The 14,174-nt window shown below is 73.3% G+C and carries 10 protein-coding genes and 1 other RNA gene; 9 read left to right on the forward strand and 2 right to left on the reverse strand.

Annotated elements, in window-relative coordinates; genetic code table 11:
* Window positions 1–5 precede the first annotated feature (5 nt).
* Window positions 6–3,227 carry an FtsK/SpoIIIE domain-containing protein gene (locus AB0F13_RS10205; RefSeq protein ID WP_362078816.1) on the reverse strand — a complete coding sequence of 1,074 codons (3,222 nt, stop codon included), beginning with the start codon at window positions 3,225–3,227 and terminating at the stop codon, window positions 6–8.
* Between the two features lie 456 nt (window positions 3,228–3,683).
* Between AB0F13_RS10205 and AB0F13_RS10210 the strand changes: the two genes are divergently transcribed.
* The 4 genes from AB0F13_RS10210 to AB0F13_RS10225 all read left to right on the forward strand — a co-directional run bounded on the left by AB0F13_RS10210 (window position 3,684) and on the right by AB0F13_RS10225 (window position 9,684).
* On the forward strand, window positions 3,684–5,468 hold the full coding sequence (locus AB0F13_RS10210; RefSeq protein WP_362078188.1) for a serine/threonine-protein kinase: 1,785 nt from the start codon (window positions 3,684–3,686) through the stop codon (window positions 5,466–5,468).
* A 171-nt stretch (window positions 5,469–5,639) separates the two neighbouring features.
* The gene (locus AB0F13_RS10215; RefSeq protein WP_362078191.1) at window positions 5,640–7,031 is read left to right on the forward strand and encodes a serine/threonine-protein kinase; all 1,392 of its coding nucleotides are present in this window, start codon (window positions 5,640–5,642) and stop codon (window positions 7,029–7,031) included.
* A gap of 275 nt (window positions 7,032–7,306) precedes the next feature.
* Window positions 7,307–8,413, forward strand: a complete 1,107-nt coding sequence (gene prfB / locus AB0F13_RS10220; RefSeq protein WP_362078194.1) for a peptide chain release factor 2 — start codon at window positions 7,307–7,309, stop codon at window positions 8,411–8,413.
* 251 nt (window positions 8,414–8,664) lie between these two features.
* Window positions 8,665–9,684, forward strand: coding sequence for a hypothetical protein (locus AB0F13_RS10225; RefSeq protein WP_362078197.1), 1,020 nt, complete (start codon window positions 8,665–8,667; stop codon window positions 9,682–9,684).
* 110 nt (window positions 9,685–9,794) lie between these two features.
* Here the strand turns inward: AB0F13_RS10225 and AB0F13_RS10230 are convergent, their stop codons facing one another.
* A complete protein-coding gene (locus tag AB0F13_RS10230; RefSeq protein ID WP_362078200.1) occupies window positions 9,795–9,989 on the reverse strand; it encodes a hypothetical protein in 195 nt (64 codons plus the stop codon).
* A 275-nt stretch (window positions 9,990–10,264) separates the two neighbouring features.
* On the opposite strand from AB0F13_RS10230, the gene ftsE reads away from it, so the two are divergent.
* From ftsE to ssrA, 5 genes are all read left to right on the forward strand, one after another.
* Window positions 10,265–10,954, forward strand: coding sequence for a cell division ATP-binding protein FtsE (gene ftsE / locus AB0F13_RS10235; protein ID WP_071961958.1), 690 nt, complete (start codon window positions 10,265–10,267; stop codon window positions 10,952–10,954).
* Between the two features lie 19 nt (window positions 10,955–10,973).
* Window positions 10,974–11,885, forward strand: coding sequence for a permease-like cell division protein FtsX (gene ftsX, locus AB0F13_RS10240; protein WP_362078204.1), 912 nt, complete (start codon window positions 10,974–10,976; stop codon window positions 11,883–11,885).
* A gap of 67 nt (window positions 11,886–11,952) precedes the next feature.
* The gene (locus AB0F13_RS10245; protein ID WP_362078207.1) at window positions 11,953–13,176 is read left to right on the forward strand and encodes a S41 family peptidase; all 1,224 of its coding nucleotides are present in this window, start codon (window positions 11,953–11,955) and stop codon (window positions 13,174–13,176) included.
* A gap of 18 nt (window positions 13,177–13,194) precedes the next feature.
* Window positions 13,195–13,686, forward strand: coding sequence for an SsrA-binding protein SmpB (gene smpB / locus AB0F13_RS10250; protein WP_362078210.1), 492 nt, complete (start codon window positions 13,195–13,197; stop codon window positions 13,684–13,686).
* Window positions 13,687–13,804: 118 nt separating this feature from the next.
* Window positions 13,805–14,174, forward strand: a transfer-messenger RNA (tmRNA) gene (ssrA, locus tag AB0F13_RS10255).

Here is a 14,174-nt window from a genome sequence, read left to right on the forward strand (position 1 = left end):
CGCGGCTACAGCAGCGGAGGAGCCGCCTGCGCCCCCGCGGACTGGGCCGCGCGCTGCAGCGCGCTGGCCAGGAGGGCCAGGTCGGTGGGGCCGTTACCCAGCTCGCGCAGCGGGCGGCGGGTGGGCGGATCGCCCATGCGCTGCCAGTCCAGCGGCACCACCGTGGGGCGGAGCGTGGCCGTGCGGGGAATGCGGCCGGTGACCCGGCCGGCCTGGAAGGGCGTCGCCGCGGCATCGTCCGGGCGCTGCAACCGGCCGCGGCCCGGCGCCGGTTCACCCCCGCCACCGCTGCCGTCCGCCCCCGCGGGGGCATCGGGCGCCGGGGGCGCGATCTCCAGTGCCGCGCGCAGCCCCGCGCGCTCGACCGCCGCCGTGTCGGCCGTGCGCTCCGGGCGGCCGGACGCGGCGATCAGGTGCACCCCGAGCCGCTCGCCGTCCCGGGCGACGGCCTCCAGCGCCCGTACGACCGAACCGGCCGCCGGGCGGCCGGTGCTGCCGAGGGCGGGCGCGACGAGGGCGTCGAAGTCGTCGACGAGGACGACGAGCCGGGGCAGGGCCGTGTCCGCCGTGCGTGCCGGAGCGTCGCGCTGCGTGCGCAGCTTGAGCGTGCCGCTGGGCTCGAGGTCGGCGGAGAGCGGCTCCGGGGAGCGTCTGGGTGCGACGACGCCCGGGCCCGGGGAGGGGGCGGGGTGCCGGTCGTGCCAGCCGGTGAAGTCGAGGGTGCCCAGCAGCTCGGCGCGGCGCTTGAGCTCCGAGCCGAGCGCCTGGGCGAACTCCCGCATGCGCACCGGGTCGGCGGCGGCGAGATACGTCGACACGTGAGGCAGGTCCGTGCACACGCGCAGGCCCTCGCCGCGCTCGGCGGCGGCCCCGTCGACCAGGACGAGCGAGAGCCGGTCCGGCCGGTCGGCGGCCGCGAGCGAGGCGGCGAGCGAGCGCAGCAGCTCGGTCTTCCCGCTGCCGGGACCGCCCTCCACCAGCAGATGCGGCCCGTCCGCCGCCAGGTCGACGGTCAGCGGACCGTGCGGCCCCGCGCCCAGCACCGCGACGGCGCGTCCGCCGGGCCGGGCGCCGCGATCGGTGGCGGCCGCCCAGCGGGCGGTGAGGGAGGCGGGCGTGGCGCGGGCGAGGCCCAGCTCGTCCAGCAGCCGGGCCGTGCGCGGCAGCGCCGCGGCGATCCGCGAGGCGTGCGCCGGGTCGCCGGCCGTGTCGGCCATCCGCAGCGGCGCCAGCGCCCGCGCGAAGCGCTCGGCCCAGGCGCCGGACACCGCGTCCAGGGCGCCGATCACGGCGGCGCCGGCGGGTGCCGCCGGGGCCGGACGGGAGGCCTGTCCGTTCCCCGCCGGGAGCGGCACGGGTGCCGGGGGGCGGCGGATGACCTGGACCACCGTGGCCACGTCGCCGCTGAGCAGGGCCACCGCGCCGCAGTGCGGGAACGCGGGCGAGGCCGCCTCGGCCGTCGCGAGCGTGGCCGAGACGGGCGAGGACGGCGTGGTGGCCGGGGCCTCCGCCAGGCACAGCAGGTGGACGCCCGCGGCCGGGCCGCCCGCGGCCAGCCGCGCGACCGTCTCGCGCAGCGCCGCCGATCCGGGGTCGCCGTCGACGATCAGGACCGTGTACGGGCCCCGGTGGCCGGCGGCGGCCGTCGCGACGGCCTCGGGGGAGGCCGTGGCCCAGTGCGGGCCCAGCGGGCCGTCGTCCAGTCGGCGTACGAGCTCGGCGACGCGGGCCTCGGCCTGCTCGCGGTCGTAGGCGAGCAGCATCCGGCAGTCCTGGCCGTGCGCGGGGCGCAGCTGCGGCAGCCAGCCCAGCCAGGACCACTCCGCCAGCCGCTCCTCGACCGGACGCGAGCGGTCCGCGCTGATCAGGACGTACTCGAGCGTGGTGGGCGCGTGCAGCGCGGCGAGCTGCGCCAGGACGGAACGGGCCAGTCCGGACAGTCGCGCCCGGGGTCCGGCCAGGCCGAGTGCCCCGGCCTGGCGCAGCCCGACCGTCACCGGCACGCACGGCAGCGGCCCGCTGCCGTCGGGGTCGTACCGGTCGGCCGTTCCCAGTCGCACGGTCAGCAGGTCAGGGTGGTCCGGTCCGCGCTCCCACAGCCGCGGGCCCGGCCCGAGGGCGGTCAGCAGCACCGCCGCCGGGTCCGGCCAGCGCTCGCGCAGCGCGGCGGCGGTGGTGGCGGTGGCGTCCTGGACGTCGGTGTCCGCACCGGGAGGAAGGCCCTCGGCGGCGGCGTCGCCGGGAATGCGCTGCGCGCCGCGCCCGCCGGCCAGGCGGCGGGCCCAGGCTCCTATGCCGCGGTTGCGCCGGCCGCCCTCGGCGGGCCCGCCCTCCGGTCCGGGGACGGGCGTGCCGGCCGGCGGGGTGGGGCTCTCGCTCCGCCCCGGGCCGGTGTGGCCGGGAAGTCCGGCGAAGCCGGCGGCATGGGACGTACTGCCCCGGCCCACGGAACCGGGGGTGGCGGGTGCCCCGGTATCCGTCGTTCCACCGAAGCGGGCGAGGCCCGTGCCGTTCGACGTGGCGGCCCCGGCGGCGCGCTCCGGGGCCGCGGCGGCGGTCGTACCGACCCGCAGGTGGCCCTCCCCGTCCGGGGCGGCCGGCAGCGCGGCGGGCTCCGGGGCACCGGTGCCGTACAGGCTCAGCGTCGACTCCCCGACGCGCAGCAGCGCGCCCGGGGGCAGCGGGACGCGGACGCCGTCGACAGCTTCGCCCTCCAGGGTCGTGCCGTTCGTCGAGCCCAGGTCGTGCAGGGTGACGCTGCCGTCGTCGGCGAGGGTCACCGCACAGTGCAGGCGCGAGACGTCGGGGTCGTCCAGCGGGATGTCCGCCGAACTGGAGCGGCCGACGCGGACCTCGCCGCCGTGCAGGAGGTGGACGCCGCCGGCGTCCGGGCCCGAGACGACGTGCAGACGCGCGGCGGCGTCCGGGGCTCCACAGGGGAGCACGCCCGCGTGCCGCTCGGGGTCGGCGGGGGCGCCCAGGGAGAGCACCGCGCCGTCGATCAGTGGGGGCTCGCCCAGCGCGCACCGCTGCGCGTCGAGCCGCTCGGTGCCGGCGTGGACGACGACGGCACCGCTGCCGAGGTCGGAGCCGGCCGCGGCCACGGCGGCGGCGAGGCCGCTGGAGACAGCGGCCAGCGCGGTCCCCGCAGGGGCGGTCACGAGCACATCGCAAGCGCACGTGGTGTGGCCGCTGAGCGGCCCGAGGACGGTCAGCCGGATCTGCATCGCCGTCAACGGTCCCTTCCTGCCCCAGGTGCGCGACAGGGGCAGGCGGCCTTCCCCCACCTCGCACGGGCGCGTCGGCACGTACAGGTCACCACGTAGCGCGGGGTTTCCCGCTCCCTCCCCGGCATCCGTGCTGCGAGCATCCTCGCACCTGCCACCGACAACTCGCCCGGCGAGAGCCGATTCGTGATCTTGAAAGACCATCCGAGTATGCGGAAGCTCCAGCTCACCGTCGGGCGATGGCTGAATTCTTCCCTGAGTTGCCCGGTCTCGACCCCTTTCTTGCCGTTATTTACGACAGCATCGCCTCCCCGGCAACCATCCATCCGTGGGCCGCGTCTTTCTCCTGAGCCCCACCGGATTCACCGGACCAACGGTCCGCCGGTGCGGCACTACAGTGGGCGGAAGGCGAAAGCTGGATCGCAAAGCTCGGATCACGACCAGGGAGCGCATGACGTGCGGCCGGTAGGCAGCAAATACCTGCTCGAGGAGCCGCTCGGACGCGGAGCCACGGGCACCGTCTGGCGAGCCCGCCAGCGTGAGACGGCCGGCGCCGAGGCGTCGGTGGCCGGACAGCCGGGCGAGACCCTGGCGATCAAGGTCCTCAAGGAGGAGCTGGCCAACGACGCGGACGTCGTGATGCGCTTCCTGCGCGAACGCTCCGTCCTGCTCCGGCTCACCCACCCCAACATCGTCCGCACCCGCGACCTCGTCGTCGAGGGCGACCTGCTCGCGCTGGTCATGGACCTCGTCGAAGGCCCGGACCTGCACCGCTACCTGCGGGAGAACGGACCGTTCACCCCCGTGGCGGCCGCGCTGCTCACCGCGCAGATCGCCGACGCCCTCGCCGCGAGCCACGCCGACGGTGTCGTGCACCGGGACCTGAAGCCCGCCAACGTCCTGCTGAAGAACGACAGCGGCCAGATGCACCCGATGCTCACCGACTTCGGCATCGCGCGCCTCGCGGACTCACCGGGTCTCACCCGCACCCACGAGTTCGTCGGCACCCCGGCCTATGTCGCGCCCGAGTCGGCCGAGGGCCGCCCGCAGACCTCCGCCGTCGACATCTACGGCGCCGGCATCCTGCTGTACGAGCTGGTCACCGGCCGTCCGCCGTTCGGGGGCGGCACCGCTCTGGAGGTACTGCACCAGCACCTCAGCGCGGAGCCCCGCCGCCCCACCACCGTCCCCGAGCCGCTGTGGACGGTCATAGAGCGCTGCCTGCGCAAGCGCCCCGAGGAGCGGCCCAGCGCCGAGAACCTCGCCCGCGCCCTGCGCGTGGTCGCAGCGGGCGTCGGCGTGCACGCCTCGCCGGCCCAGGCCGAGGCCGCGCTGGGCGTCGCCGCGCTGCTCGCCCCCGACCCCGAGCCCACCCACGTACCCGGCACGGGCCTGGGCACGGCGCCCGGGGCCGGCGACGCCGAGCCCACCCAGGTGCTGCCCGCCGGCGGCCGCGCCCCGGGCGCGTACGACCCCTACGACCCGAACGCCGCGACCAGCGTCCTGCCGGGCACCCCGCCCGGTCCCGGCGGACCGGGCGCCGAGCCCACGCAGGTGCTGCCAGCGGGCCAGGGCCCGCACGGCGGCCCTGACGGCACCCGGGTCATGCCGCCGGTGCCCCCGGGGCCGGAGCAGGGCGACAGCCCGCACCCGTGGCAGACCCAGATGCGCGCGGCCCGCGACCGCAACGACCAGACCCAGGCGCAGTACCTCGACCCGAGCGAGGACCCGCTGCGCCGCCGCCCCCAACGCCGCGCGGCGCCTCAACAGCCCCAGCAGCCGCCGCAGGGACAGCAGCGACCCCAGCAGCACTACGGGCAGCAGCCGCCGCACTACGCGCCTCAGCCCCAGCAGCAGCCCCAGCCCTACGCACCTCCGCGGCCTCCGCAGCGGCAGCAGCCCCAGCGGGCGCCCCGCTACCAGACGCCGCAGCCGCCCCAGCCGCAGCCTCAAGCCCAGCCGCAGCGGTACGCCCCGCCCGCGCCCGAGCCGGCCCCCGCCCCTCGCCGCGAGCCGCGCGCGCCCCGGCAGCGCAGCGCGAACCCCATGCGGATCCCGGGCCTGGGCTGCCTCAAGGGCTGCCTGTTCATGATCGTCATCCTGTTCGTGGGCTCCTGGCTGATCTGGGAGTTCACCCCGCTCAAGGACTGGGTCGCCGACGGCAAGAGCTTCTGGGACGCCACCTGGGACTGGGCCACCGACGCGAAGGACTGGATCTCGAACCTGATTTCCAGCCGGTGAACCGGTAATCCGACAGGCCGGGGACGAGGCGGTCGATATGTCGACACCCGAAGGGTGTTTTCTGCCTCAGAAGTAACGGTTGGCGCCGAATCGGTGTCCCCAACGCCCCCTCGGCCGCGTAGCTTGGTCGCCAGCGAGCCTGTCGGATGACGGAGGAGTCGGGGAACAGTCTTGGCACGGAAGATCGGCAGCCGGTACACCGCCCACCAGGTCCTGGGGCGCGGCAGTGCCGGGACGGTGTGGCTCGGCGACGGCCCCGAGGGCCCGGTCGCCATCAAGCTCCTGCGCGAGGACCTCGCCTCCGACCAGGAGCTCGTCGGCCGTTTCGTGCAGGAGCGCGCGGCCCTCCTCGGCCTCGACCACCCGCACGTGGTCGGCGTCCGCGACCTCGTCGTCGACGGCGCCGACCTCGCCCTGGTCATGGACCTCATCCGCGGCACGGACCTGCGCACGCGCCTCGACCGCGAGCGGCGCCTCGCGCCCGAGGCGGCCGTAGCCATCGTCGCCGACGTCGCGGACGGCCTCGCCGCCGCGCACGCCGCCGGGATCATCCACCGCGACGTCAAGCCGGAGAACGTCCTCCTCGACATGCAGGGCCCCCTCGGGCCCGGCGGCGCGCACCCCGCGCTGCTCACGGACTTCGGCATCGCCCGGCTCGTCGACTTCCCGCGCCCCGCCCGCGAACGCGCCGAGCGGGGCGAGCGGCCGGCCGGCGCGGACGGCGGCGGCCGCCCGCCCGGGGCGCGCAGCATCATCGGGACCCCGGACTACCTGGCGCCGGAGATCATCGAGGGCCTGCCGCCGCGCGCGTCCGTCGACGTGTACGCCCTGGCCACCGTCCTGTACGAGCTGCTGGCCGGCTTCACGCCCTTCGGCGGCGGCCACCCGGGCGCGGTACTGCGCCGGCACGTCACGGAGACCGTGGCCCCGCTGCCCGGCATCCCCGACGAGCTGTGGCAGCTCGTCGTGCAGTGCCTCGCGAAGGCCCCCGCCTCCCGGCTGCGCGCCTCGGAACTCGCGGCACGGCTGCGCGAACTGCTGCCCGGACTGGCCGGCATCCCGCCGCTCGACATCGACGAGCCGGACGAGAACGAAGCCGACGACGCCGAGCGCGAGGGCGCGTACGGAAGCGGTGCTGCCGGGTCCGGCCCGCCCGTCGCCGCTCCCGGCCCCCGCCGCCGCGGCGCGGTGCCGCTCGTACCGGGCGCCGTCTCCGACTCCAGCCGGGACACCCACACCAGCATGCGCGTGCCGGGCCCGGAGGAACTGGCCGGTGGTGCGCACGGCACGGCGCGGGCCCCGCGCTCGCCCGGCCAGCGCCGCGCCGGTTCCGCACGGCACCGGTCGTCGGCGGAGGAGGTGCGGCGGCGCCGCATCCGGCTCGGCGCGGCGGCGGTCGCGCTGGCCGCCGCGGCCGGGGTGGGCGGCTGGTTCGCCACGAGCGGCGGGACGGACCCGGGCGACGCGAAGCCGGGCGGCAAGCAGCCCGGCGTCCACCGCACGGAACCGCCCCGCACCCCCACCCAGGACCCGGCCCAGGGGTCGGTGGCCCCTCTGCGGTAGCCCGCGGCACCGGGGCACGCGGGGCGGCCGGTCCGGCACCGCCGGACCGGGACCTCATGGCGGACCGCGGTTCCGGCGGATCGCAGTTCCGGTGCCGGCGGATCACCGCCGCGGTGGATCTCCGTCGCGGCGGTCATGAACAGGCCGGTCTTCTTCTTTCCGCCGCTGCGGCGGGACGTCCGGCCCGGGCCGTGAGCCCAGAACGGCGGGTTCCGGATACGGCAGGGTGCCGCCCTTCGGACCGGGGAGCCCGGCGTAGCCGTTAGGCTGGGTGCGTGGCAGTCGTTGATGTATCCGAAGAGCTGAAGTCCCTCTCCTCGACCATGGGGTCGATCGAGGCCGTTCTGGACCTCGACAGGATGAGGGCCGACATCGCCGTGCTCGAGGAGCAGGCGGCGGCCCCGTCGCTCTGGGACGACCCGGACGCGGCACAGAAGATCACCAGCAAGCTGTCGCACCTCCAGGCGGAGCTGCGCAAGACCGAGGCGCTGCGCAGCCGCATCGACGATCTCGGGGTGCTCTTCGAGCTCGCCGAGGCCGAGGCCGACGCGGACACCCAGGCCGAGGCCGAGGCCGAGCTGGAGTCGGTGAGGAAGGCGCTGGACGAGATGGAGGTCCGTACCCTCCTCTCCGGCGAGTACGACTCCCGTGAGGCGCTCGTCAACATCCGCGCCGAGGCCGGCGGCGTCGACGCCTCCGACTTCGCCGAGCGCCTGCAGCGCATGTACCTGCGCTGGGCCGAGCGGCACGGCTATTCGACCGAGGTGTACGAGACCTCGTACGCGGAAGAGGCCGGCATCAAGTCGACCACCTTCGTGGTCAAGGCCCCGTACGCGTACGGCACCCTCTCCGTCGAGCAGGGCACCCACCGCCTGGTCCGCATCTCCCCCTTCGACAACCAGGGCCGCCGCCAGACGTCCTTCGCGGGCGTCGAGGTGCTCCCGGTCGTCGAGCAGTCCGACCACGTCGACATCGACGAGTCCGAGCTGCGCATCGACGTCTACCGGGCGTCGGGCCCCGGCGGCCAGGGCGTCAACACGACCGACTCCGCCGTCCGCATCACGCACCTCCCCACCGGGATCGTGGTCTCCTGCCAGAACGAGCGCTCGCAGATCCAGAACAAGGCGAGCGCCATGAACGTCCTCCAGGCCAAGCTCCTCGAGCGCCGCCGCCAGGAGGAGCAGGCGCTCATGGATTCCCTCAAGGGTGACGGCGGCAACTCCTGGGGCAACCAGATGCGTTCGTACGTCCTGCACCCGTACCAGATGGTCAAGGACCTCCGCACCGAGTTCGAGGTCGGCAACCCCACCTCCGTCCTCGACGGCGACATCGACGGCTTCCTGGAGGCCGGGATCCGCTGGCGCAAGCAGCAGGAGAAGTAGAACCACCTGGCCCGACAAAGTTGATCAACCCCCGCGTAGCGGGACATCACGCCCGTAACTGCCTTGACGCTGCCCTGAAAACTGGGAAGGCTGGCGTGCGGCATGCGTATCACTGGGGCACGTGTGGCGGGGGGCGAGCGTCCCGGCGCGTACGACTGTATGCGGCCGGTTCGGTCACGCCGCCCCCGAAGCGCCACCGCCCTGTGCATAGCTGCTCCATTGACGAGATCAGCTACTGGGGGTAGCAGGCAATGACGAACAAGACGCGGCTGCGCGTTGCGCGAATAGCCGCCGGCGCGATGATCGCCGCGGGTGCTTCGCTGACGGCCGCCGGCGCGGCTTCGGCCGCCGGTGTCGGCGTCGAGGTCCCCGGCATCGGGGTGAAGGCGAGCGTGGACGTCCACACCGCCGGCGCCGATGACCCGACCTCCGGCCCCACCGAGATCCCGCAGCCCACCACTCCCGGTGGCACCACGGGCGGCGGTACGACGGGCGGTGGTACCACGGGCGGTGAGACGACCGGCGGTGGCACCACGGGCGGTGGCACGACCGGTGGCGGCACCACAGGCGGTGGCACTACGGGCGGTGAGACGACCGGTGGTGGCACCACTGGCGGTGGTACCACGGGTGGTGGCACTACGGGCGGTGAGACGACCGGCGGTGGCACGACCGGCGGTGGCACCACAGGCGGTGGCACGACCGGTGGTGAGACGACCGGCGGTGGCACCACGGGCGGTGGCACGACCGGCGGTGGCACCACGGGTGGTGAGACGACCGGTGGCGGCACCACGGGCGGTGGCACGACCGGCGGTGGCACCACGGGCGGTGGCACGACCGGCGGTGGCACCACGGGTGGCGGCACGACCGGCGGCGACCACGGCTCCACCGGCGGCAGCGGTTCGACCGGCGGTAGCGGTTCCACCGGTGGCGACCACGGCACCTCCGGTGGCAGCGGCTCCACCGGCTCCACCGGCGGCGACAACCACAACGGCTCCGCCACCGGCGGCACCGGCGGCGGCAACAGCGGCGGCGACGACGCCCGCACCTGCCCGGTGGACACCGACGGCAACTGCAACACCAGCACCGACAGTGCCGGCTCGCAGCCCGTCCAGCAGGGCAAGCCCAAGGAGGAGCTGGCCCAGACCGGCGAGCTGGCGCAGACCGGTGCCGGTCAGACCGCCTTCCTCGTGGCCGGTGCCGCGACGATGATCGCGGGTGGCATCGGCTTCCGGATGCTGCCCCGCCTGATCAACCGCAGCACCGCCGCCTGACAGCGGTAGTCCCCAGCGGTACCCGTCCCTGCGTACCGCACACGTCCGAGGCCCGAGGCGCGCTCCCAGCGCCTCGGGCCTCGCACATTCACGAATATGTAGCCGTGCCGCTACCCTGCGAAGCCGCGGAGCAGTACCGTCACCGCGACGAGCGCCACGAGCAGCACTATGAGTGCCGTCGGGGTCAGCCCGCCGAAGCCGCCTTCCTGGTGCTGCAGCCGTTCGCGGCTCGCCCGGCAGACCGGGCACCTGCCCTCCATGACGGGGGCCGCGCAGTTGGCGCACACCAGTCGGTCGCATGTCATGCGATGTCCTCCTCCGGTACGTCCAACGCGCGGGAGCGCCCTGCGGTTCCCCTTACCACTGTGCCAGCTTTCCCGCTGTTCGGCGCGTGCGGTCCCGCAAACCGCGAGACGGGGGCCGATTGTCCAGGATTTGCCCCCGATCGTGCCAGTAATGGCGGCGCCGACCCCCGATGCCGACTGCGCGTACACGGGCGGTTCGGTATGGTCACGCACACCGACGGGCGCCGTGAACGCGGCGTTCCGTGCCGCTATCCAGGTCGACGCGTGGTGCTCTCGTGATCCGATTCGACAACGTCTCCAAGTCCTACCCCAAGCAGAACCGTCCGGCGCTCCGGGACGTCTCGCTCGAGATCGAGAAAGGCGAGTTCGTCTTCCTGGTCGGCTCCTCGGGCTCCGGGAAGTCCACGTTCCTTCGGCTGCTGCTTCGTGAGGAGCGGGCCAGTCACGGCCAGGTCCATGTGCTCGGCAAGGATCTCGCCCGGCTCTCCAACTGGAAAGTGCCGCAGATGCGTCGCCAGTTGGGCACCGTCTTCCAGGACTTCCGGCTGCTGCCGAACAAGACAGTCGCGCAGAATGTCGCGTTTGCCCTTGAGGTCATCGGTAAGCCGCGCGGGGAGATCCGCAAGGCCGTCCCGCAGGTTCTGGAGCTGGTGGGGCTCGGCGGCAAGGAGGAGCGGATGCCCGGCGAGCTCTCCGGCGGTGAGCAGCAGCGCGTCGCGATCGCCCGCGCGTTCGTCAACCGCCCGATGCTGCTGATCGCCGACGAGCCCACCGGAAATCTGGACCCCCAGACGTCGGTCGGCATCATGAAGCTGCTCGACCGCATCAACCGGACCGGCACCACGGTCATCATGGCCACCCACGACCAGCAGATCGTCGACCAGATGCGCAAGCGCGTCATCGAACTCGAACAGGGCCGTCTCGTGCGCGACCAGTCGCGCGGCGTCTACGGCTACCAGCACTGAAAGGCAGTGAGAGGACGCCATGCGCGCCCAGTTCGTCCTGTCGGAGATCGGCGTCGGTCTCCGCCGCAATCTCACGATGACCTTCGCCGTCATCGTCTCCGTCGCCCTGTCGCTCGCCCTGTTCGGCGGTTCCCTGCTCATGCGTGAACAGGTGAGCACGATGAAGGGCTACTGGTACGACAAGGTCAATGTCTCGATCTTCCTCTGCAACAAGATCGACGCCGAGTCGGACCCCGCCTGCGCCAAGGGCGTGGCCACCGACGAGCAGAAGAAGCAGATCAAGACCGACCTGCAGAAGATGTCGGTCGTCCAGAACGTCCAGTTCGAGACCGCCGACCAGGCGTACAAGCACTACAAGGAGCAGTTCGGTAAATCACCGATCGCCGGCTCCCTCACCCCGGACCAGATGCAGGAGTCCTTCCGCGTCAAGCTCAAGGACCCCTCCAAATACGCGGTCATCTCCAGCGCCTTCTCCCAGCGCCCCGGCGTGCAGGTGGTGCAGGACCAGAAGACCCTGCTCGAGAACCTGTTCAACCTCCTGAACGGAATGAACATCGCGGCGCTGGGCGTGATGGCCCTGATGCTCGTGGTGGCGCTGATGCTGATCGTCAATACGGTCCGCGTCTCGGCCTTCAGCCGCCGGCGGGAGACCGGGATCATGCGGCTGGTCGGCGCGTCCAGCTTCTACATCCAGATCCCGTTCATCATGGAAGCCGCCTTCGCCGGGCTGCTCGGCGCGGGCTTCGCCTGTGTCCTGCTGGTCGGCGGACAGTACTTCCTGGTGAACAACTGGCTCGCCCACCACATCGACGTCATCCAGTTCATCGGCTGGGACGCAGTGCTGGCCAAGCTGCCGCTGGTGCTCGCCATCGGTCTGCTCATGCCCGCGCTGGCGGCCTTCGCGGCCCTGAGGAAATACCTCAAGGTGTAGGACGTGCCAAGGGCGCCGTGCGGTCAACTCCCCGTGCGGCGCCCTTCGGTGTCCTAGACTCACGCGCATGCCCGGCCCGACGATGCCCGCTCCGCCGCGCCGCGCCCGCCGCGGGGCCGCTCTGACATTGGTCTTCGTGGGTGTGCTGGCGACGGGTGCCGCGACGGGCTCCTGGGACGACGAGGGACAGGATGGCCGGAGTCCGACGGGGCACCGCACCCCGCCCCGTACCGCCGCCCGGGCCGTCGACCGCAGCGCCCTGGAGGCCGCGGCGCAGGAGGCCGCCCGGGACGGCAGGTCCGGCTCGGAGGCGGCCGCCGAGGTCCTCGACCGCAGCGGTGATGCCTGGAGCGCGGTCTACAGCCCCCGGGAGTACGAAGGATTCGCGCTGGCGCTCGACGGCGCGTACGTCGGCGTCGGCCTCACCACCCGGCGCACGGGCGGCGGGCGGATGGAGGTCGACAGCGTCCGGCCCGGCAGCCCCGCCGAGCGGGCCGGGGTCCGCTCCGGTGACCGGATCCGTACCGTCGACGCCATGGACGTCACCGGCCGCCCGGTGACCGAGGTCGTCTCCCTGCTGCGCGGCGACGGCCGGTCCTTCGCCGCCTGGCCCGCGGCCGCACCCGGCACGCCCGTACGGATCGGGCTGCAGCGCGGCGACCGCAGGTGGGAACGGATGCTGCTGAGGGAGCGGCTGGTCACCGAGAGCGTCGAGGTCGGCCGGCTGGGCGGTGGGCGCGGGGCCGGCGGGACCCCCGCGACCATGATCAAGGTGGCGGCGTTCACCAAGGGCACCGGCGAGCGGGTCCGGGACGCGGTGCGGGCGGCCGCGCCCGGCGAGGGCGTCGTGCTGGACCTGCGCGGCAACTCGGGCGGGCTGCTCGCCGAGGCCGTCACCACGGCCTCCGCCTTCCTCGACGGCGGCCTCGTCGCGACCTACGACGTCCACGGCCGGCCGCGGGTCCTGCGGGCCGGGCGGGGCGGCGACACCCGGCGGCCCCTGGTCGTGCTCGTCGACGGCGGCACCATGAGCGCCGCCGAGCTGCTGGCCGGTGCCCTGCAGGACCGGGGCCGGGCGGTCGTCGTGGGCTCACGGACCTTCGGCAAGGGGTCCGTGCAGATGCCCAGCCGGCTCGCGGAGGGCTCGGTCGCCGAGCTCACCGTCGGCCACTACCGCACCCCCGCCGGGCGCCGGGTCGACGGCTGCGGCATCACACCCGACCTGGTGGTGCGCGGCGCCGCCGAGCAGCGGGCCCGCACAGTATTGAGTGGCCTCGGGGGTGGGTCGTAGTGCGAGAATGGCGGCGCTATGGCTAAAGAGAAGACGGGTCGCAAACTGGTCGCGCAGAACAAGAAGGCGCGGCATGATTACCACATTCTGGACACCTACGAGTGCGGCATGGTGCTGACCGGTACCGAGGTGAAGTCGCTGCGTCAGGGCCGCTCCTCGCTGGCGGACGGCTTCGTGCAGATCGACGGCGGCGAGGCGTGGCTGCACAACGCCCACATCCCCGAGTACACCCAGGGCACGTGGACCAACCACAGCGCGCGCCGCAAGCGCAAGCTGCTGATGCACCGGGCCGAGATCGACAAGCTCGCCTCGAAGTCGCAGGAGACGGGGCACACCATCGTGCCGCTCGCCATCTACTTCAAGGAGGGCCGGGCCAAGGTCGAGATCGCGCTGGCCAGGGGCAAGAAGGAGTACGACAAGAGGCAGACGCTGCGCGAGAAGCAGGACACGCGCGAGTCGAACCGCGCGATCGCGGCGGCGCGCAGGCGCCAGCGGGCCCAGCGGGTGTAGCCGGCCCAGCGGGTGCAGCACCCGCCGGGAATTAGCTGGCACCGTCGTGCGTTGGTCACGTACGATGGGCTGCATGCACACCGGGTGGTGCCGCGTGCGTACCTTGAAAAAACAACATGGGGATGATCGGTTTCGACAGCGGATGTCGAAGCAGGGGAAGCGTGTCGAGGAAGCGGCAATGATCTCGTAAACCATATGTCGCAACCAATAATCGCCAACACCAAGCGCGATTCCTTCGCCCTCGCTGCCTAAGTAGCGACTTGCGAAGTGTCAGCCCGGGGCTGTTCCCGACCCGGATCCTGGCATCAGCTAGGGAACTAAACCACTAGGTCCGGTCACGGGACCTGGTGGGAAATCAAACAGTGACTGGGCCCGTCGGAGACTTGTTCGCGTGATCTCCGGGGCCGAGAAAAGCGCAGCGAACTGCACACGGAGAAGCCCTGATTCTGCACCGTTGGACGCGGGTTCGATTCCCGCCATCTCCACCA

This window comes from Streptomyces sp. NPDC026206, from assembly GCF_040638465.1.
GTDB lineage: Bacteria > Actinomycetota > Actinomycetes > Streptomycetales > Streptomycetaceae > Streptomyces.